The organism is Bacteroides cutis (genome assembly GCF_900241005.1).
Classification (GTDB): domain Bacteria; phylum Bacteroidota; class Bacteroidia; order Bacteroidales; family Bacteroidaceae; genus Bacteroides; species Bacteroides cutis.
In genome coordinates this window covers 420,860-439,850 of the sequence record NZ_OEST01000004.1, presented here as the reverse complement: position 1 = coordinate 439,850, position 18,991 = coordinate 420,860, and the positions used below count along the sequence as shown (strand labels likewise).

The following is an 18,991-nucleotide window of genomic DNA, read 5'->3' as shown; positions in this document are numbered from 1 at the left end:
GCTGAAATCGTATGGAAACGAATGCCAAAGAGCAGAAAAATGACAGGGTTCTTACACCGCTTCTGCCAGAATGTCAAACCATCGCCGCTCTCGTTCCCGAAAGCGGATGCAAAAGTAGGGCATTTGATAATAACACGCAAATATATATGACTCTTTTTTTAAAAAAAAATGAAACTTTTTGCTAATACGCTGACTGATAAGGATGTTATAAAACACATCTTTCAAGAAAAGAAGAACAAAGACAAAGACAGAGCACATTATGTATATACGCACGCGCGAAGAAAGCGTACATATGTTCACAGTAACGAGGAAAAATACCGGAAAAAGTGCCGCTTTTATAAATAAGCCGGATTAGGCGGCGGCAGTTCCTGCAAAATAGTAGCAGCATCAAAACACGGACAGTCTTTAATCCATTCTTCCGGCTCTATCTCTCCGTTATGGTTTGCATCCGGGCTCAAGTCACGATGACCGCAAACACGGCTACCGGGATAATCCCGTAACAGCAACATGACAAGTACCCGCAAAGAATGTTTCTGAAAATCAGTACGGGTATCCGCAGAGCGGCCGTGGGTATCCAATCCCCCTTCGTAGCAGATGCCGATACTATGGGCATTATAGCCCCTGGCATGAGCGCCGGCTTGTCCCACCGGACGCAAACTCTTTATATCTCCGTTCTTGCGGATATAAAAATGGTAACCTGCGCCGGAGAAACCCCGGCGCAGGTGGTCTGTAGTCAAATCATGTTCCGTATAACAACGGTCCGAACGGGTGGCGGAACAGTGGATGACGATAAGATTGATAAATCTCATTTTGATTAAACATTAATTATTAGGTATTAAATATTAATTGGCTGCGCTCATGCCGCATGGAATTAATATTTTATAATTAATATCTGATATTTAAGATCGAATATCTGATATTTAAGATTTAATATCTGATATTTAATTTTAAGCCGGCATAGCATTAGCGCCAAGAGCGCCCAAGACTGCCGAAGCTACTGCGATTACGATTTTCAGGAGTTTATCCCACCAAGATGATTTTGTTGCCATGATGATTAAATATTACGCACCCTCCGCCTCCTAAAAGGGGCGGAGAATACTCTGTTAATAAATAAGTTGAATGGGGAACGAGGGGTTTAGCCAAGCGGATTTTCGTTTTGATCTTCTCCGCTACCACTGCCGGAACCGCCCTGGTTACCGTCCGAACCGCTACCGCCATTTCCGTTCTCTCCGTCCAAGGCTGCCTGAATGTCGAGGAACTCGATTTTATCACCGGCACGGGTGGAAGCCAGATTGGGTTTGACACTGCTCGAAGCACGGAAATTGATCTTGACGCTCCTGATGTTCTTTGCCGAGCAATCCTTTACCTCGTCCACACCGGAAGAACGGGCGGAAAGGCTGAATACGCCGAACTCCTGGATATTTACGGAATGCCCGTTGTAAAGAGACGTGCGCATGGTTTCCACGAAATTAGTCAACACACTCTTGATGTCGCCGTAAGACAATGAACTTTTCTCTTTCATCTCATAAGCGATGCTGTCAAGAGTGACCGTCTGTCCCATAGTGACGAGACGGGGATGAAAGGTAACTGCGGAATCTTTGTCTTTGGGGTCTTTCCGGTAACCCACTTTTTTGAATGGTACTGCCATGATTAATTGATAATTAAGAATTAAAATAAAAAAAAATCGGGCTGCGCAGCCACGGAAAAGGGAGATATTCAGAAATCAAAAATTCAAAATTCAAAATTCAAAATTCAGAAATCAGAAATAAGAAATAAGAAATAAGAACTTATGATTTGTAATTCTCTCGTTTCGTACAACAAAGATACAATCTCCCACCCCACCGTTTTGTCGCACTTTGCTCTCCATGTACATATATGATAGTATCTTGTATTTCAAACAATTATAATACACGCTTCGCTTTCCTGTCCATCCATTTTTTTGTACCTTTGAAGTATAGGTAACACGGATAATCAACTCAAAAAACTTAAAAAAGAAAATGGAAAATCATTGCATAGAAGAACCTTTCATGATCCGTTCTTACGGAAAAGCAGAACTGGCACACCTGTACAATCCCGATATGCCCATCGTAGCCGCCATGCGGAAGATGCGCTACTGGATACGACGGAATCCGGCATTGTACAAAGCCATGTATCAGGCGGGAGAGGCGAAAGGAGACCATAGATATACACGTCGGCAGGTGAGGCTGATTGCAGAAGTATTGGGAGAGCCGTAATAACATTAAAATCAAGAAAATAATATAAAAAAACCGAGCTTTCTTTTGTATTATCAAATAACATACCTAGATTTACATACACAATTTGGTACGTATTATATGTAATACCGGAATATATACCGAGTTTTTATGTATCTTTGCCCCAAATAAAAAATATATTTGAATATGAACACTTTAGAGTTGGAAGCTTACAAAGCCGAATTAGCAAGAGAAGTGTTGAACACTAACGATCCGGATGTGCTCGATACAATAAAAGATATCATGCGAAAAAGTGGAAATAATGAGAACCCTTGCCGTATGAGCATAAAAGAAGCCCAAAAGCAGTTGCAAGACTCTGAAAGACGATTTGAAAAAGGAGAATATATTAGAGAAGAGGATATGGAAGATTTCTATAATGCGTTGCAATAATGACTATACAGTACGACATTGAAGCTCAACGTCAAATTGGCGAAATCTTTTAATACGGAAAAAAGAAGTTCGGTATTCTTACTGCTTTAAGATTCAAGGAAGGAATTAGAAAAAAGATCAGTATGTTGAAAGACAATCCTCTCATTGGAAGTATTGAGTGGGAACTTACTGATGAAGAACATGAATACAGATTTCTTTTAGTGAAACCCTACAAAATAATATACTCTGTTAAAGGTGATATTATAAGGATTCATTTGTTTTGGCATACGCATCGTGACCCTGACATTTTAAGAAATTACCCTATCGGAGTTTGTGAAGACGTAGCTCCTTACGGAAAAGAATAATCTTTCAATTATCCCTATATAGCAAATCCCGTTTGATATACATCATACGGGATTTACTATATAGGCAAAACCTATTTCCATACCTGTCAAAACACAATGGCAGATACTTATCATCTCACCATCTTCCCCCCTATCACTCTTTAAACCTCCTCTCCACCTCCTCCGCCTGAAACTCCACCACCTCATATTCCGTACCGCCCTGTGCATTCACCCTCGTAGCGAAGCCGTACTTCTCCAAAGCCTGCACAAGCTCCTGCTGCGTCTGGCGGTTCACCTGAACCTTACCGAAGATGGTAAGATGGGTAAGGATGGCCGAAGCAGGCATCCACTTCACGTTCGTATCCCCTGCCAGGGCACGGCGGAAGAAGACGAAAAGGTTCTCCTCCACAGGGTCCTTCAAACGGTGAAGCTCGTTATGCAGGTTAAGCCCGTCTATCTCGTCGCCCTCGTACCAGTAACGGTAACCGCTGTCCAACAGAGCCATCGCCTGCGAGTAGACGCCGCAGTAATCCACCGGTTTACGGTAATCCACCGACAGCACCGATGAGGGCAGGAAACGCCGGTTACCGTCGATGTCCTGCAAGCAACGCCGCTTGTTGGTACTGGCGATGAAGGAGGCATGGCGGATAAAGCAGAAAGCCTGTGTGTCGTATACCTTACGCTGGATGATGCTGTCCTGGGTGATGATACGTTTCAACCCCGCAAGGTCACCGGCCTTTACGCCCTGGAACTCCTCCATATTGATGAGATAACGCGTGGAGAGCAGCAGCATGTCGTCCTTGTTGTCGGGGTTAATCATGCCCGTATGGTAGTATTCGTTCCACAAGGGAGGCAACAGGCGGCTTATCCAGGTGCTTTTGCCCTTGCCCTGTCCGCCAAAGAGTATCAAGACCAGCTGGTTCACTTTCTTCTCCCTCAAGGCGCAAGCCACCGACCCCACCAGCCAGCGGCGGAAGCTCTCGCGCCAGAATTCCCGGTCTTCGGTAAGGACGGTGTCGGCAAGCTCGCCGATGTAATCCCTCGTACCGTCCCAGGCGGGGAGGTTCAGCAGGTAATCCTCGAAAGGATTGAAGCAGGAGGCGTAATCGGAATCGACAATGGCTTTCAAGGTGTTCAGGGAACAGTTGACACCGTCCGTAAGCAGGTTGACGTAGATGGAGTTCAGGTCTTTGGCGCGCAGGGGGCGGAAGACGGGGGAAGATGTTTCGGCAGCTACCTCCGTGTCACCTCCCTGAGTAATTTCCGCAAACTCCAGCCTGTCCAGTATCACATTCCGGCGGAAGCGGTAACGGCAGGAAAGGAAATCCATGATACGGCTGACAACAGGCACTTTCTCCTCTTTGGCTTTCACGGCAGCCTGTGTCTTGCTGACGTAACGGTAAGCGTTACGGATGGCGCTTGCCACATCCAGGTCATCCTGTTGAAAGTCGCGTACGGCAAATGCTATGGCAACCTCTTCGGGGATATCCTTACGGAAACAACGGTTACCCAGCACAAAGAGGAAGTTGTCACGGTTGCCCTCCCGGAACTTCTCCGAACGGCGGGTAGTGGAAAGAGCTTTCTTATATTCCAACGCGTGCCAGGGGGAAGTTTCAAGTGGCAGGGTGGGGTTGAAGGGCTTTTCACTTACCACCTTCTTTTCACTTACCACCTTCGTCCCTATTTCTTCTATCTCTCCCAGCAGTTCCGTATTGAAGTATGCCTGCACATCGAAAGAAGCGAAGAAGCCACGCCCGATGTCCTTGCCGCTGACATCAACCTCTACACCCGTTACCTGCTCTATGTGCAGACGGGCAGCCTCGTACATCAACGAATGGTGTTTCTCCAGTTCGGAATAAGTGATGACGGGAACAGAGAAAGCAGTCTGGCGCAGGCGGCGGGCGTACTCCGTGCGCAGGTACAGGAAGATTTTAAAGCCGTGGCGCTTCGGGGTGAGGAAGAAAGCCAGCACGTCGGGATCAGACGCGAGGGCTTGACGCACACCCTCTATCCGGCCGTCCTCCAAGTCGTCCACGTCGATGGTGATCACGGGGTTGTAACGTATCAGCGAGTGGGACTGGCGCACCGTGTGGTAATTGCCCGTCAGCGTGAAGAAAGGCAACTGCTTCTTGATGGCGTTGGCTTTGGCGAGGTCGCCCAGCCGCAACTGCTCCTCCACCTTATGCACTGCAGGGAAGTAAGTGCCGCCACGGATATTAGAGAGTAAAGTACTTAGGTTGGTTTCGCCTGCAACGGCGGAGAAGCCGCGGTAAGCGGTAATGGAAATGTCTATCATCCTATCAATGTTTTAATCTGCCTTATTGGCGGGCACAAAGGTGGGGACTTGCTTCCGCATACGAAAATAGCCCTTTCCGGGGGGAAAAGGCTATCAAAACACTAATGCCGGTTACCGGGCAATACCGGTCGGCATATTGTTCTATCGGTTTTTGGGAAACAACCGCGAGAGCAGGTTATAAAGTTCTGTCTCAAGGGCTTTCTCTTTCATGGCGGTGCTGCGGTCGCGGCTTTTCTCCACGAAGCAGCAGGCGGTGAGGATACGTGCCCATTGGCGCACCTCATGCTTGATGTTGATGTCTTCGCGGGGATGCTCCTGATGGTAATGGATTTGCCGGACGATGGCTTCCAGCAAGAGCGGTTTGCCCTTGTCAATGTGCACCTTATCGGCAGTGAGCAGTTCGATACTTCCGGCAATTTCGGCCAGGTCAAGATTACTGTCTTTGGAGACAAGCTGCCAACGGCGGCTTTCTAAGACATCCACTTTTTTAAAATAGTAGTTTCCATACTTTTTTTACAATTTCGTTTAACATTAAAGCCAATTAATTAATATGGGAACGCGAAATTAAACATTAATTAGCAGACGGAGAAAAAAAGGGAAAATACTGTCTGCAATAATTCAAAAATCCCCATATGTCAGAGGAGGGTATACCCCCTCTTAAAATAACGGGGATTTTTCAGATAAAAAAGAAAAGAGAATACGCGCACATGCACGCATATACGTGCGTACTATATATACGGAGAGTTGAGATTGTCAGAAAAGAAGAAGATAGAGGGAGAGATGTACATTTTTAATGAATGACTGTGTGACAAACCGAAAAATCTTGCGACAAATAGGATAAATGTCAACCTAATTATTTATCTTTGTTAGCTTAAAAAAGTTAGCAACTAAAAACAATAAGACAATGAAAGATTTTCTGAAATTTACGCTTGCCACCGTAACGGGTATCATTGTATCGGGCGTCGTGCTGTTCTTCATCAGCATTCTGGTGTTCTTTGGTATAGCGTCTTCCTCAGAGTCGGAAACACAAGTCCGCAAGAACTCCATTATGATGTTGGAACTGAACGGTGCTCTGGTTGAACGCAGCCAGGAGAACCCGTTTGATTTCCTCTTGGGTGAAGAAAACACCACTTACGGACTGGACGACATCCTTTCTTCCATCAAGAAGGCAAAAGAGAATGAAGATATCAAAGGTATTTATATACAAGCAAGCTGGCTGGGCACAGGATTTGCCTCACTGGAAGAAATCCGCAACGCATTGAAAGATTTCAAGGAGTCCGGCAAGTTCATCGTGGCATACGGTGATAATTATTCGCAGGGACTTTACTATCTGGCAAGCGTGGCAGACAAAGTATTGCTAAATCCACAAGGTATGGTCGAATGGAAAGGTTTGGCATCTACTCCGATGTTCCTCAAAGATTTATTGGCTAAAATCGGTGTAGAGATGCAAGTATTCAAGGTGGGTACATACAAATCTGCCGTAGAACCGTTTATTGCTACAGAAATGAGCCCTGCCAATCGCGAACAGGTCAATGTGTATCTTTCTTCTATCTGGGGACAGTTGACCAGTGATGTAGCCGCTTCCCGTAAAATGTCTGCCGACTCACTGAATGCTGTTGCAGACCGTATGCTGGCTTTCTATCCCGCAGAGGAGAGTGTGCAATATGGATTGGTTGATACCTTAATGTATAAGAATGATGTACGCAACTATCTGAAAACAATGGTAGGTGTCGACAAGGACGACCGTATGCCTGTACTGGGATTGAAGGATATGGTGAACGTGAAGAAGAACGTTCCCAAGGACAAGAGCGGAAACGTGATTGCCGTATATTATGCTTACGGAGAAATTGACGGTGGCAGTTCTTCGGCTACCAGTGAAGAAGGTATCAATTCTAAAAAGGTAATCAGAGACTTGCGCAAGTTACAAGAGGACGAAGATGTGAAAGCCGTGGTACTGCGCGTGAATTCTCCGGGTGGCAGCGCCTACGGTTCGGAACAAATCTGGTATGCGATAAGCGAATTAAAGAAAGAGAAACCGGTAATCGTGTCTATGGGTGACTATGCCGCATCGGGCGGTTACTACATTTCCTGTAATGCGGATACGATTGTCGCCGATCCCACCACACTGACCGGCTCTATCGGCATCTTCGGCATGTTCCCCAATGCCAAAGGGTTGGCCGACAAAATCGGTGTGAGCTTCGATGTAGTGAAGACTAACCAATATGCTGACTTCGGCATGCTGGCACGTCCGATGAACGACGGTGAAAAAGGTTTGGTGCAAATGTATGTAAACCGGGGATATGACCTCTTCCTGACTCGTTGTTCCGATGGCCGCGGTATCAGCAAGGAAGAACTGGATAAGATTGCACAAGGTCGTGTCTGGACAGGCAGCACAGCAAAAGAGTTGGGACTGGTGGATGAGCTGGGCGGTTTGGACAAGGCATTGGAGATTGCTGTTGCAAAGGCAAAAGTAGATGCCTATACCGTTATGAACTATCCGAAGAAGGAAAGCTTCTTTGAAAGCCTGATGAATACAAATCCGGGGAACTATATCAAAGCTCGCATGCTGAAAGGCACAATGGGTGAGATATACCAGCAATTCGGTGCTTTGGAGAACTTTGACAAAGCAGACCGGATACAGGCACGTATACCGTTTGAACTGAATATCCAATAAAAGAAAGGTAAATTACGCAAACAAACATCGGATAAGCGTTATTCATCAATAGTACAAAATTCATATTGCTTGCGTAATTCGTGTAATTTGTGTTCTAATTTTTATTATGACGGCTAAGAATCAAGGGTCTGTTTAAATGGAGGACAACTTTATCAAAATACACTATGAGTTATACCCCCTCTCGTGGCTCTACGGGTTGGGGGTATGCTTGCGAAACAAACTCTTTGATTGGGGCTGGCTCCGGTCAAAGAGTTTTGACGTTCCTGTGATATGTGTGGGAAACCTCGCTGTGGGAGGAACGGGCAAGACACCGCATACGGAGTATCTGATAAAGTTACTGCTTCGGGAGAAACTGCACGTAGCCACGTTGAGCCGGGGTTACAAGCGGAAAAGCAAAGGGTATGTACTGGCTGCCGGTGACAGCAACGTGCGGGAAATAGGCGATGAGCCGTATCAAATCAAGAACAAATTTCCCGGAATACGGGTAGCGGTGGACGAGGACCGTTGCCACGGCATCGGGCAGTTACTGAAACTGGATGATCCGCCCGTAGACGTAGTTTTGCTGGATGATGCTTTTCAACACCGCTATGTGAAAGCGGGGCTGAATATCCTGCTGACCGATTACCACCGGTTGCTGTGCGAAGATGCCCTGCTCCCTGCAGGAAGGCTGCGCGAACCGGCAAGCGGGAAGAACCGGGCACAAATCGTCATCGTAACCAAATGCCCGGAAACCATCAAGCCGATAGATTTCAACATCATCGCCAAACGCTTGCGTCTGTTTCCGTATCAACAGCTGTATTTCTCGCGTTTCCGTTACGGAACATTGACACCGTTATTCCCGGAAAAGACGGATAACCGCCGGGAAGGATTTTCTTCTCTTTCAAGAGACGAGCAGGTATTGCTGGTAACGGGTATCGCATCGCCTGCGCCGTTGGTACAAGAGGTGAAGTCGCATACTCCGCACGTCACACTGCTGGCATTCGACGACCACCACGATTTCAGCCCGAAAGACTTGCAGATGGTTGAGGAACAGTTCTTGCAGTGGGACGAGAAGAAGCGGCTGATTATCACGACCGAAAAGGACGCGGCACGGCTGTTGCATCACCCTGCCCTGAGCGAAGCGCTGAAACCGTATATTTACGTGCTTCCCATCGAGATTGAGTTTTTACAAAATCAACAACATATATTTAACCAAAACATTATTGGCTATGTTAGAAAAGATTCAAGAAACAGCAGCTTACCTGAAAAGTAAGATGCACACGCAACCCGAGACAGCAATTATCCTCGGAACCGGACTTGGCAGCCTTGCCGGAGAAATCACCGAGAAGTATGAAATAAAGTATGAAGATATCCCGAACTTCCCCGTATCTACCGTAGAGGGACACAGCGGCAAGCTGATTTTCGGCAAGCTGGGCAACAAGGACATCATGGCGATGCAGGGACGCTTCCACTACTACGAGGGATATTCCATGAAGGAAGTTACATTCCCGGTACGTGTGATGCGCGAGTTGGGCATCAAGACGCTGTTCGTTTCCAATGCCAGTGGCGGCACGAACCCGGCTTTTGAGATCGGAGACTTGATAATTATCACCGACCACATCAACTACTTCCCGGAACATCCGCTACGTGGCAAGAACATTCCTTACGGGCCGCGTTTCCCGGACATGAGCGAGGCGTATGACAAGGAACTGATCCGCAAAGCTGACGAGATTGCCGCGGAAAAGGGTATCAAGGTGCAGCATGGCATATATATAGGTACGCAAGGCCCTACGTTTGAGACTCCGGCGGAATACAAGATGTTCCGCATTCTGGGAGCCGATGCAGTGGGCATGTCTACCGTTCCCGAAGTGATTGTCGCGAACCATTGCGGAATTAAAGTGTTTGGTGTATCTGTCATCACCGACCTCGGCGTGGAAGGCAAGATTGTGGAAGTCTCCCACGAAGAGGTACAGAAAGCCGCGGATGCGGCTCAGCCGAGAATGACGGAGATTATGAGGGAGTTGATTAATAGAGCGTAAAGAATGAGAACAGAAATAGCAACCCTCGGTGAGTTCGGCCTTATCCGCCACCTCACCGAAGGTATCGAACTAAAGAATAAATCCAGCCAATACGGCGTCGGCGATGATGCCGCCGTCCTCTCCTATCCTGCGGACAAAGAGGTGCTTGTCACCACCGACCTGCTGTTGGAAGGTGTACACTTCGACCTGACGTATGTACCCCTCAAGCACTTGGGTTACAAGTCGGCGGTAGTCAACTTCTCCGACATCTATGCCATGAACGGAACTCCCCGGCAAATCACCGTTTCGTTGGGGTTATCCAAACGTTTCAGCGTAGAGGACATGGACGAACTGTATGCCGGTATCCGGTTGGCGTGCGAGGAGTACGGAGTGGATATTGTGGGCGGAGACACTTCTTCGTCTTATACGGGACTTACCCTCAGCATCACTTGCATCGGAGAGGCTGAAAAAGGCAAGGTAGTGTATCGCAACGGTGCCAAAGAGACTGACCTTATCTGCGTGTCCGGTGATTTGGGTGCTGCCTACATGGGGCTGCAACTCCTGGAACGTGAAAAGGCCGTCCTCAAAGGTGGCGACAAAGACCTGCAACCCGACTTTGCCGGAAAAGAATATCTCCTGGAACGTCAACTGAAACCGGAAGCCCGTCGTGACATAATCCAGAAACTTGCAGAGGAGGGCATTCAGCCTACTTCCATGATGGATGTATCGGATGGCCTTTCTTCTGAACTACTGCACATCTGCAAGCAAAGCAAGGTAGGCTGCCGTGTCTACGAGGAGCATATCCCCATCGACTACCAAACGGCTGTCATGGCAGAGGAATTCAACATGAACCTGACAACTTGTGCCCTCAACGGTGGCGAGGATTACGAACTTCTGTTCACCGTCCCCATTGCCGACCATGAGAAGGTATCCGAAGTGGAAGGTGTCAAGCTGATAGGTCATATCACCAAACCGGAACTGGGCTGTGCCCTGATTACCCGCGACGGGCAGGAATTTGAACTGAAAGCGCAAGGCTGGAACCCGTTACAGGAAGAATCCGCTACCGGAGAGAAATCCGAGGAAACCGGACAGGACTCATGAACAGACCCGGTCGCTAAAACGGATAAGTCTGAAAAGAATACCGAAAAAAGCAGATAAAGTTTCAACCTCTGTCTGTTTTTTACATCTGCAGAAACTGAAAAAACAAAGACAAATAGACTTTTTCAGTATTTTTTCTAAAAACATAAACGCTGATATTTAGCTACATAGCCATTTATCAGCGTTTTTTATTTCAAAAGCTATTGCACAGTCCAAAACTTTCACTACCTTTGCAACCGCAAAAGAGATAGAAATGGTGTCATAGCTCAGTTGGTAGAGCAAAGGACTGAAAATCCTTGTGTCCCCGGTTCGATTCCTGGTGACACCACTTGAAAGAAATAATGTAATCCCTGAATTTCATTGAAGTTCAGGGATTTTTTCTTTTCCAAGAGTAGGCAAAATTAGTGGGATTGAAGCAAACTATACGTCCTTATTCAAGGGACTGTTTTTAAAAGCCCGAAATGTTCCACTGTGAGGTATTTACTTCATTATTTTACAGCACGTTGCACTATTTTACATAACAGGGTTCCCTGTTCGATTTCCTAACTTTGTATCATTAAAAATCGAGCCATACTCCTCATAAGGAAGTAAATTACTCTTTTGCTGCAAATAGAATATAGGTAATAAAACATTTATCAAACAAATAACTACCTTTGTAGCACAATTACAGATATTTATGTTGAATACTGAAAACATACAAGCGCTCATTGATAGCGGAGAAGGCTATAATGTAGAGTTCAAAGTTCGTGTTCCCTCTAAAGTTCGTGAACTGACAGAGGAAATTTGCGCTTTCGCCAATGCTGACGGAGGATATTTGCTTATCGGCGTAGATGATAACGGACAGATTATTGGTACAGGTTTGGAAAATGACAAACGTTCAGCCATTCAAGGCTCTATCAGTGAAATATCTCCGGCTCTCCATTGTGATATGTATGCGGTAAATATCGAGGATAAGACAGTTTGGGTAATTAATGTTCCGTCAGGTAAAGATAAACCTTATATATTTTCCGGTTCTATCTTTGTGCGTGAGGGAGCAAACTCACAGAAACTTCGTACTGTCGAAGAAATGCGTAGCTTCTTTCAGGAATGCAACAAAATATTTTTTGATGCCATTCCCTGTTCATGGTTCAATATCTACACTGATGCAGATGAACAAGCAATAAAAGACTTCCGCACAGAAGCAAGATTAAGACCATCGACTGCCGACAAACAGATATTTGAGAATTTGGAACTGTTTACGGATAAAGGAATAGCCAAGAACGGTGCAGCCATGTTTTTTGGGAAACAACCTGAACGAAAATTTCCACACGCAGTAACAAGATGTGTCCTTTTCAAAGGAACAACCAAAGTATATATCATAGATGATAAAACCTTTGGCGGTCCACTATACCAACAATATTTGCAGGCTATGGCATGGCTGGAAAGTAAACTGCAAGTAGCTTATAAAATTGAGGGGGCAGGACCAAGAGAAGAAATTTGGGAAATTCCTCTTACTGTGTTCAAAGAAGCCATTATTAACGCTCTCTCACATCGTGATTATTACGAACAGGGAGCAACCATTACAATAGAAATGTTTGATGACCGGGTAGAGGTTTCTAATCCCGGAAGGCTTTTGCCTATCGTAGCTAAAGATTTCGGGCACAAGAGTATGACACGTAACCCGTTAATCTTTGGATTATTTACCCGCATGCATTTGGTGGAAAGAGTAGCATCCGGTATTCCTCGTATGCAGGAAGCGATGCGAGAAGCCAATCTGCCCGAACCGGAATTTCATACAGAAGGAATGTTTACGGTAGTGTTTAAAAGGGCTATCAGTATCAAACATGATACTGTAAATGATACTGTAAATGATACTGTAAACTCAAAAGAACAAGAAGTACTAAATATCATCAAGCAATATCCGGGACTTAATTCGTCCAAGATAGCGGGACTGATAGGTAAAAGTGTTCCGACTGCTAAACGCTACTTAAACTCTTTGGTTAGATTAAAATTGATAGAGTTTAGAGGAGCACAGAAAACAGGTGGATATTTTATATGCGAATCCTATGAATAAACTTGAAGAACAAATTATAATATGTAGAGAATCCTTATACTTTAGGAGAAGTAATAGCAACACTTGCATATATAGATGAGAATATATATGAACATGATAGCATTTGGGTAAATATTCATCCTATTATCATTCAATCTTCTCAAAAACTTTTTAATGATACCCATTATGCCGAATCTGTTGAAGCTGCATTTTTAGAAATTAACGTTAGGGTAAAAGAACTTATCTTTCGGCATTGCCTATCTCTTCCCTATGTAGAACACATAGCCGTAAAAGTCCTTATACTTATTATATAAGTGCATTTCGTGCCGTTGATTGGCAATAAAATCCTCTGCCGTCTTATTCCCGGCATACTTCTTCAAAAACAGTTCCTGCACCTCCACTTGCGGTTGATAGAAATGTTCCGTCCAGCAGTTCTCCGGCAAAATGAATGTGGAGACGGGGAGGTAACCTGCCTTTTGCATTTGCGCCACTTTATTCGGAATGGTATTGATCTCAGGATACGCATCCATCCAGAAGTCATTGATTTCGGCAGGACGCTCATCGGTGAACCACGACACCTCCGTAACCGCAACATAACCGCCCTTCTTCAAAAACTTCCTCCATTCATTCAGTCCGCGTTCAAACCCGATGTTGTAGATTGCCCCTTCAGACCAGATAAGATCCAGTTCCCCTTCCTGAAACGGAAGCTGATCCATAGAACCGACCACGCCCCTCACTCTACCTTGCAGATTGCGTTGCCCGGCATTACGGTTAAAAAGACGGATGAACTCAGGAAACAAATCAAGTCCTGTGATTTGTCCCGGGGCATTTTCCGCCAGAACCATTGTCTGCCCACCGGTACCACAGCCCATGTCAGCAATACGCGCTGTATCTGTAAGGCCGTCTATAAAGCTCAGTGCCTTCAGCGTCACTTCGGGACTGCCCGGACCTTGACGTTCCACAGTCGAAAAATATTCACAGATCAAATCAAAGTCGAACTCATGTATCGATGTATTTTCGTTACCCATATTGTTTTAAGTTTAATAATTTGACATTCCGCACCACTCTAATAAGTTTGCCTTTACGTTACCCCACTGAAAATGAGGTTGAACAAGAGCCACTTTCAGAATGGCAACTTCCTGAGCTCGCAATGGCGAAATAAATGTCAACAGACAAATACCTATTATATATAAGAATTTACTCATAGCTTCAATTCTTTTGTATACTCCTGCGTTCCAATATATCCGTCATATGTTCCAATGCCCAACCCACTAAAGATTCAATATGAGGCATCAGGCTATATCCTGTCTCAGTAAGAGTATATTCCACACGTGGGGGGACTTCAGCATAGACTCTCCTGGCAATAAGCCCATCCGTCTCCAAAGAACGGAGCGTGACCGTAAGCATACGTTGTGAAATGTCACCGATTGTTTTCTGAATATCACAGAAACGCATCGTACCATTTGTTTTTAGGGTAACCATGATAAGCATTGTCCACTTATCACCCAACCTACTCAGAACATCCCTTATGGGACAAGCATCCGCATGATGAAAGTTTTCCATTTTTTAACTTTTACTAATTTACTGAACTTCAACAATGGTTACATTGTTGTAAGTATCTAACATTCAAGTGCGTTATTGTTATTACACAATCTGATCAATAACTTTGCACCACAAAAGTAATAAACTTACTGAAAATAACTATTGTTTCACTTAATAATAAAGATTATGGCAAAAAAAGTTGCAGTATTAGCAGTAAATCCTGTCAACGGATTTGGTTTATTCCAGTATCTGGAAGCGTTTTTTGAGAATGGTATTTCTTATAGAGTTTTTGCAGTAGCAGATGATAAGGAAATCAAAACAAACTCCGGCATTACCCTAATAGCCGATGATGTAGTGGCAAACCTGAAAGGACATGAAGATGAATATGATGCACTTGTGTTCTCTTGCGGCGACGCTGTCCCCGTATTTCAACAAAATGCCAACAAACCATATAACCTTACAATGTTGGAAATCATCAAGACATTCGGCAAGAAAGGTAAAATCATGATCGGGCATTGCGCTGCCGCCATGATATTTGATTTTACAGGTATTACCAAAGGTAAGAAAGTAGCCGTTCACCCGCTGGCAAAACCGGCTATACAGAATGGAGAAGCAACCGACAACTCTTCGGAAATTGACGGAAACTTCTACACGGCACAGGAAGAAAACCATATATGGACAATGATGCCGAAAGTAATTGCCGCATTGAAAGTATAACCGATACAAGGAAGTTCTATGGCAACTCAAATGGCAGATCAATCATAGGACTTCCTTTTTTACTCACAAAACTATATACTCTTCAAGATTATTCGTACATTTGTCGCATCATACCCTATCCCGTTTATCCCGCTGCCAAACAACGCGAAATCTCCCAGACAAGGATCATCCGGAAAAATTTCTGCCAAAGCGGAAGTTATGTTCCGCGCATTCTTCAAAGAATACGTTTCCGTATCGGTAAGCCCCAACAGATAGGCCACCCGGCATACATGGGTATCCAAAGGAATTACCAACTCCCGGCAGTCGAACTTCTTCCAAAGTCCGAAATCGACTACGGAATTCTGACGTATCATCCACCGCAGGAACATGTTGAGCTTCTTTTGCGGACTTTTGGCGGAAACTTCCAGAAAACCACATAGTTTCTCCATAGGCGTACCGGAGTAATTCAGCAAAGCATCTTCCATATAGTCGAAACGGGAATAAGCATCATGTAAACGAGCAAAATAGGTGTAAAAGTCGGCATGGGAAAGCATACGGTAAAAACTGCTTCGGTCGGTCGGCAGAAAATCTTCTTTCCAACGGCAAGACAATACATATTGATAAGGCGAAGTCCCCATCAAGTCATGCAGTTCCTCCGCTTTCTTCAAAATCTGTTTACGATTACCAAAACTCATGATGGCAGTAAGCAAACCGCTAATCTCAATATCTTGTTTCTTTGTATATCGATGTGGAAACTGTATCGGATCTCCTTGTATGAAATCAATACAGTGGAACTGCTTCGCCCATGCCAGAAGGCGCAATTTCGTTTCTTCGGTCATCTGGAAAAATTACGTTTTTATTTAAAATGCAAAGATATCGAATTTATAGTAACATCGAACAAGTCCCCCGTTCCTTTTCCCCCTATTTTTGTATCGTGAAAAAGCGAATAGAAAGACAGAGATTTATATCCCTGTAGGGTAATAAAATTCAATTTCATTGGTGTATACTGTAGAAATAATGTATTTTTGTAGGTCTCAAAGAAAACCACTTAAATAATAAAAGACAAATGAAAAAAGAAGTATTATTTTTACTCTTAAACGAATATGCCGATTGGGAAGGCGCCTACCTTGCCAGCACTCTGAATGCAGGAGTGATGCCGGATAGCGAAGTGAAATATATAACTAAAGTCGTTGCCCCCACATTAGAGCCGGTATGTTCCATCGGTGGTTTTCGTACCCTGCCCGATTACAGTTTTCAAACGATGCCGACAAATTATGCGGCACTGATATTAATAGGTGGTATGCAATGGAATTCGCCCGAAGCGGAACAAGCAGTTCCATTAGTGGAAGACGCCCTGAAACATGGGAAAATTGTTGGAGCCATCTGTAATGGGGTTTCTTTCATGGCCAAACATGGTTTTCTCAACGAAGTAAGACATACAGGAAACACTGTTCAGCAATTAAAGCTCTGGGGTGGAGAGAACTACACCAATGAAGCCGGTTATGAAGAGAAACAAGCTGCCAGTGATAAAAATATAGTTACCGCCAACGGAACAGGGCAGCTGGAATTCTGTCGCGAACTACTTTTGTTGTTGAAAGCTGACACACCAGAAAAAATCCATGCGACTTATGACTTTTATAAAAATGGATTGGTGAGATAATCGTTCCTCCTTCCGTTGAAGGCCGGAGTATCGCTTCCGCACTCGTAAAACGGACTTATGAATATGCGGCAGAACAGAATGCCCCCAATAATTCTGTTCTGCCATCTGCCATTAATCTATTCATTGATACTCATCTTTAATCAAGACTTACCCCATACTCTTCAATCGTCGTCATATCCATCTCAGTATATGTTCCTTTAGTCTTGATATGCTGGACATCTTTTATAAAGGATTCAACATGAGTCAGGAAATTCTGAAACTTTTTCATTTCCTCAGGATGTCCTTCTACGGTAGGCAAACGTTTGGCAATATCCAACTGAATAACCAGTTTTGCCAGTTTCATATCAAGATGAGCTGTATCGGGGATAGGTTTACGAATGCAAAGAGCCAGAATACTATGCATTGTGGCAGCCATTCGTTTCATAGAAAGTAGTTGCTCTTTCATCGGATTGTCATTCAGTAATACCTTTTGTGCCTCATCAGCAAAAGGAGAAAGGATATCGGTGATGTTCTCTTTGTATTCAGACATTTCCACACTCAGCTGATAATTGGTGGACAATAATTTGTCAGCTGCCATCTTATTGTCCGATTTCAGATATGAAATATACATATCAAAAGTTGAATAAAACTGTCTTCTGGCCTGAAACAACTGAAAATAATTCTGTTTCAAGTTACTCCGTGTTTCTTCATTGAAATAAGGACCCGGATTTACAACAAATGCAGAATCTTTCTGAGAGAAAGCGGGAGGAGCTATGGCAGTCAAGGCAGGTGCTTTTCCACTCTGTTCCATGTATCCCAATACTGCATTTACATCTTTTTCTACCACTACATTTTTCAATAAAGCCAGAGAAGTATTATAATATGTCATCACCTGGTTGGCCTGTTCTACCTCCCTTGGAGTATAGTTTACCACCGTTCTTTTCTGAGTACCGCCACAAGAGGCCAACGTGAAGATCATTATAATTCCCCCCACAAACATTAAATTTTTTCGCATAAGGTTTCCTTTCATTATTTATAAGTGTATATCGCTCCTGCAAACGTTTTTATTCACTAATTTTGCACGATGTAATGTGAAAGAAACAAACGATCAAAATAGATAGTTCTGAAACATCATCAAAAAATCAATATAAATGATACAAAATAGCCCTATAAAAGGATATATATACGCTGCTCTCTCTTCCTCCACATTCGGGTTGGCTCCATTCTTTACTTTATCTTTATTAGCTACAGGATTCTCTTCGTTCGAAGTATTGACCTACCGTTGGGGGATTGCCTCCCTTGCATTGGCTGTATTCGGATTAATGTTGAAAGAACCCTTCCGCATCAGCCCCCAAGATTGGGGGACCGTTTTCTTGCTCAGTCTGTTGCGGGCAGCCACTTCCTTTAGTCTGGTAATAGCCTACCAGTATATCGCCAGCGGCGTAGCATCTACCATTCACTTTATGTATCCTCTTGCGGTAGCGGTTGCCATGATGTGTGTTTTCGGAGAAAGGAAATCATTTACAGTACTATTTGCCGTATCCATTTCTCTGATAGGTGCCGGGTTATTATCATCGGGAGAAATCAATTCTGGAGGAGAGAACCGGATAACAGGTATGATTGCCGCCATTTCATCCGTATTCTTTTATGGAGGATATATTATAGGAATACGCAAAAGCCGTGCCGCCCATATCCCGTCCACGGCATTTACCTGCTACGTCATGGCATTAGGAGCACTGTTTTTCATCATTGGAGGTATGTTCACAGGAGGTATCCGACTTGTAACCGACGGATATACCTGGCTGAATATCCTCGGACTGGCATTGCCCGCTACAGCCATCTCCAACATCACGTTAGTAAAAGCCATCAAACACATCGGCCCTACACTGACATCCATCTTTGGAGCATTGGAACCTCTTACCGCTGTAGCTATCGGATACAGCATATTCCATGAGAAATTCACATTGGCCGGTGCCATCGGTATCGCATTGATTTTGGCTGCAGTAACAGTAGTAGTCATGTACGAGAAGAAAGCGCATGATTAGATTGGCC

Annotated in this window: 21 protein-coding genes and 1 tRNA gene; 12 read left to right on the top strand and 10 right to left on the bottom strand. The window is 44.5% G+C overall.

Translation table 11 applies throughout. From position 1 onward, the window contains the following. Nucleotides 1–335: 335 nt before the first annotated feature. The 3 genes from C1A09_RS11395 to C1A09_RS11390 form a co-directional block, all read right to left on the bottom strand. Complete coding sequence (locus tag C1A09_RS11395) at nucleotides 336–809, bottom strand: N-acetylmuramoyl-L-alanine amidase (protein ID WP_101544195.1); 474 nt, start codon at nucleotides 807–809, stop codon at nucleotides 336–338. 138 nt (nucleotides 810–947) lie between these two features. After that, nucleotides 948–1,049, bottom strand: a complete 102-nt coding sequence (locus C1A09_RS16365) for a smalltalk protein (RefSeq protein WP_158557833.1) — start codon at nucleotides 1,047–1,049, stop codon at nucleotides 948–950. Between the two features lie 86 nt (nucleotides 1,050–1,135). Then, on the bottom strand, nucleotides 1,136–1,648 hold the full coding sequence (locus tag C1A09_RS11390) for an HU family DNA-binding protein (RefSeq protein WP_101544192.1): 513 nt from the start codon (nucleotides 1,646–1,648) through the stop codon (nucleotides 1,136–1,138). Between the two features lie 349 nt (nucleotides 1,649–1,997). Here C1A09_RS11390 and C1A09_RS11385 point away from each other — a divergent pair, with 349 nt between their 5' ends. The 3 genes from C1A09_RS11385 (at nucleotide 1,998) to C1A09_RS16550 (ending at nucleotide 2,986) form a co-directional block, all read left to right on the top strand. Continuing rightward, a complete protein-coding gene (locus C1A09_RS11385) occupies nucleotides 1,998–2,234 on the top strand; it encodes a DUF4248 domain-containing protein (protein WP_101544189.1) in 237 nt (78 codons plus the stop codon). Nucleotides 2,235–2,399: 165 nt separating this feature from the next. Beyond that, nucleotides 2,400–2,642, top strand: a complete 243-nt coding sequence (locus C1A09_RS11380) for a hypothetical protein (RefSeq protein ID WP_101544187.1) — start codon at nucleotides 2,400–2,402, stop codon at nucleotides 2,640–2,642. Between the two features lie 74 nt (nucleotides 2,643–2,716). Next, nucleotides 2,717–2,986, top strand: coding sequence for a type II toxin-antitoxin system RelE/ParE family toxin (locus C1A09_RS16550; RefSeq protein WP_255419792.1), 270 nt, complete (start codon nucleotides 2,717–2,719; stop codon nucleotides 2,984–2,986). Between the two features lie 133 nt (nucleotides 2,987–3,119). Here C1A09_RS16550 and C1A09_RS11370 read toward each other — a convergent pair whose 3' ends face one another. Then, nucleotides 3,120–5,261, bottom strand: coding sequence for a VapE domain-containing protein (locus tag C1A09_RS11370; RefSeq protein ID WP_101544185.1), 2,142 nt, complete (start codon nucleotides 5,259–5,261; stop codon nucleotides 3,120–3,122). A gap of 141 nt (nucleotides 5,262–5,402) precedes the next feature. Continuing rightward, a complete protein-coding gene (locus C1A09_RS11365; protein ID WP_101544183.1) occupies nucleotides 5,403–5,744 on the bottom strand; it encodes a hypothetical protein in 342 nt (113 codons plus the stop codon). 421 nt (nucleotides 5,745–6,165) lie between these two features. Between C1A09_RS11365 and sppA the strand changes: the two genes are divergently transcribed. The 6 genes from sppA (at nucleotide 6,166) to C1A09_RS11335 (ending at nucleotide 13,083) form a co-directional block, all read left to right on the top strand. Next, nucleotides 6,166–7,935 (top strand): signal peptide peptidase SppA, encoded by a 1,770-nt coding sequence (sppA, locus tag C1A09_RS11360; RefSeq protein WP_101544180.1) that lies wholly within the window; start codon nucleotides 6,166–6,168, stop codon nucleotides 7,933–7,935. A 136-nt stretch (nucleotides 7,936–8,071) separates the two neighbouring features. Next, complete coding sequence (lpxK, locus tag C1A09_RS11355; protein ID WP_101544178.1) at nucleotides 8,072–9,187, top strand: tetraacyldisaccharide 4'-kinase; 1,116 nt, start codon at nucleotides 8,072–8,074, stop codon at nucleotides 9,185–9,187. Next, nucleotides 9,144–9,953 carry a purine-nucleoside phosphorylase gene (locus C1A09_RS11350; protein WP_101544176.1) on the top strand — a complete coding sequence of 270 codons (810 nt, stop codon included), beginning with the start codon at nucleotides 9,144–9,146 and terminating at the stop codon, nucleotides 9,951–9,953. The genes lpxK and C1A09_RS11350 overlap by 44 nt, the downstream gene beginning before the upstream one ends. Nucleotides 9,954–9,956: 3 nt before the next feature. Further along, on the top strand, nucleotides 9,957–11,033 hold the full coding sequence (gene thiL, locus C1A09_RS11345; RefSeq protein ID WP_101544173.1) for a thiamine-phosphate kinase: 1,077 nt from the start codon (nucleotides 9,957–9,959) through the stop codon (nucleotides 11,031–11,033). A gap of 252 nt (nucleotides 11,034–11,285) precedes the next feature. Continuing rightward, a tRNA-Phe gene (locus C1A09_RS11340) sits at nucleotides 11,286–11,358 on the top strand. Between the two features lie 348 nt (nucleotides 11,359–11,706). Further along, nucleotides 11,707–13,083: an ATP-binding protein gene (locus C1A09_RS11335; protein WP_101544170.1), complete on the top strand. Its 1,377-nt coding sequence runs from the start codon at nucleotides 11,707–11,709 to the stop codon at nucleotides 13,081–13,083. Between the two features lie 236 nt (nucleotides 13,084–13,319). Here the strand turns inward: C1A09_RS11335 and C1A09_RS11330 are convergent, their stop codons facing one another. The 3 genes from C1A09_RS11330 to C1A09_RS11325 are packed head-to-tail and all read right to left on the bottom strand — an operon-like array spanning nucleotide 13,320 to nucleotide 14,625. Continuing rightward, nucleotides 13,320–14,090 carry a class I SAM-dependent methyltransferase gene (locus C1A09_RS11330; protein ID WP_101544167.1) on the bottom strand — a complete coding sequence of 257 codons (771 nt, stop codon included), beginning with the start codon at nucleotides 14,088–14,090 and terminating at the stop codon, nucleotides 13,320–13,322. A gap of 12 nt (nucleotides 14,091–14,102) precedes the next feature. After that, on the bottom strand, nucleotides 14,103–14,267 hold the full coding sequence (locus tag C1A09_RS16360; protein WP_158557831.1) for a hypothetical protein: 165 nt from the start codon (nucleotides 14,265–14,267) through the stop codon (nucleotides 14,103–14,105). Between the two features lie 4 nt (nucleotides 14,268–14,271). Beyond that, the gene (locus C1A09_RS11325; protein ID WP_101544164.1) at nucleotides 14,272–14,625 is read right to left on the bottom strand and encodes a winged helix-turn-helix transcriptional regulator; all 354 of its coding nucleotides are present in this window, start codon (nucleotides 14,623–14,625) and stop codon (nucleotides 14,272–14,274) included. Nucleotides 14,626–14,790: 165 nt separating this feature from the next. Between C1A09_RS11325 and C1A09_RS11320 the strand changes: the two genes are divergently transcribed. Then, nucleotides 14,791–15,321, top strand: coding sequence for a DJ-1/PfpI family protein (locus tag C1A09_RS11320; RefSeq protein WP_101544162.1), 531 nt, complete (start codon nucleotides 14,791–14,793; stop codon nucleotides 15,319–15,321). A gap of 71 nt (nucleotides 15,322–15,392) precedes the next feature. Here C1A09_RS11320 and C1A09_RS11315 read toward each other — a convergent pair whose 3' ends face one another. Next, entirely contained in the window at nucleotides 15,393–16,139 is a 747-nt protein-coding gene (locus C1A09_RS11315) for a TIGR02757 family protein (RefSeq protein ID WP_101544159.1), read from the bottom strand. A gap of 227 nt (nucleotides 16,140–16,366) precedes the next feature. Here C1A09_RS11315 and C1A09_RS11310 point away from each other — a divergent pair, with 227 nt between their 5' ends. Next, nucleotides 16,367–16,960, top strand: coding sequence for a type 1 glutamine amidotransferase family protein (locus C1A09_RS11310; RefSeq protein ID WP_101544157.1), 594 nt, complete (start codon nucleotides 16,367–16,369; stop codon nucleotides 16,958–16,960). A 136-nt stretch (nucleotides 16,961–17,096) separates the two neighbouring features. On the opposite strand, the gene C1A09_RS11305 is transcribed toward C1A09_RS11310, so the two are convergent. Then, nucleotides 17,097–17,954, bottom strand: a complete 858-nt coding sequence (locus C1A09_RS11305; RefSeq protein WP_180949215.1) for a DUF6845 domain-containing protein — start codon at nucleotides 17,952–17,954, stop codon at nucleotides 17,097–17,099. Nucleotides 17,955–18,093: 139 nt separating this feature from the next. Here C1A09_RS11305 and C1A09_RS11300 point away from each other — a divergent pair, with 139 nt between their 5' ends. Continuing rightward, nucleotides 18,094–18,984, top strand: a complete 891-nt coding sequence (locus C1A09_RS11300; protein WP_101544274.1) for a DMT family transporter — start codon at nucleotides 18,094–18,096, stop codon at nucleotides 18,982–18,984. Nucleotides 18,985–18,991: the final 7 nt, after the last annotated feature.

Bases quoted from the DNA above. Each gene is read 5' to 3' on its own strand.
- C1A09_RS11325 (WP_101544164.1), bottom strand. From the start codon at position 14,625: ATGGAAAACTTTCATCATGCGGATGCTTGTCCCATAAGGGATGTTCTG.
- lpxK (WP_101544178.1), top strand. From the start codon at position 8,072: ATGGAGGACAACTTTATCAAAATACACTATGAGTTATACCCCCTCTCG.
- C1A09_RS11370 (WP_101544185.1), bottom strand. From the start codon at position 5,261: ATGATAGACATTTCCATTACCGCTTACCGCGGCTTCTCCGCCGTTGCA.
- C1A09_RS11385 (WP_101544189.1), top strand. From the start codon at position 1,998: ATGGAAAATCATTGCATAGAAGAACCTTTCATGATCCGTTCTTACGGA.
- C1A09_RS11335 (WP_101544170.1), top strand. From the start codon at position 11,707: ATGTTGAATACTGAAAACATACAAGCGCTCATTGATAGCGGAGAAGGC.
- C1A09_RS11330 (WP_101544167.1), bottom strand. From the start codon at position 14,090: ATGGGTAACGAAAATACATCGATACATGAGTTCGACTTTGATTTGATC.
- C1A09_RS11305 (WP_180949215.1), bottom strand. From the start codon at position 17,954: ATGCGAAAAAATTTAATGTTTGTGGGGGGAATTATAATGATCTTCACG.
- C1A09_RS11390 (WP_101544192.1), bottom strand. From the start codon at position 1,648: ATGGCAGTACCATTCAAAAAAGTGGGTTACCGGAAAGACCCCAAAGAC.
- C1A09_RS11350 (WP_101544176.1), top strand. From the start codon at position 9,144: ATGTTAGAAAAGATTCAAGAAACAGCAGCTTACCTGAAAAGTAAGATG.
- C1A09_RS16365 (WP_158557833.1), bottom strand. From the start codon at position 1,049: ATGGCAACAAAATCATCTTGGTGGGATAAACTCCTGAAAATCGTAATC.
- C1A09_RS16360 (WP_158557831.1), bottom strand. From the start codon at position 14,267: ATGAGTAAATTCTTATATATAATAGGTATTTGTCTGTTGACATTTATT.
- C1A09_RS11380 (WP_101544187.1), top strand. From the start codon at position 2,400: ATGAACACTTTAGAGTTGGAAGCTTACAAAGCCGAATTAGCAAGAGAA.
- C1A09_RS11310 (WP_101544157.1), top strand. From the start codon at position 16,367: ATGAAAAAAGAAGTATTATTTTTACTCTTAAACGAATATGCCGATTGG.
- C1A09_RS11320 (WP_101544162.1), top strand. From the start codon at position 14,791: ATGGCAAAAAAAGTTGCAGTATTAGCAGTAAATCCTGTCAACGGATTT.
- C1A09_RS11395 (WP_101544195.1), bottom strand. From the start codon at position 809: ATGAGATTTATCAATCTTATCGTCATCCACTGTTCCGCCACCCGTTCG.
- sppA (WP_101544180.1), top strand. From the start codon at position 6,166: ATGAAAGATTTTCTGAAATTTACGCTTGCCACCGTAACGGGTATCATT.
- C1A09_RS11315 (WP_101544159.1), bottom strand. From the start codon at position 16,139: ATGACCGAAGAAACGAAATTGCGCCTTCTGGCATGGGCGAAGCAGTTC.
- thiL (WP_101544173.1), top strand. From the start codon at position 9,957: ATGAGAACAGAAATAGCAACCCTCGGTGAGTTCGGCCTTATCCGCCAC.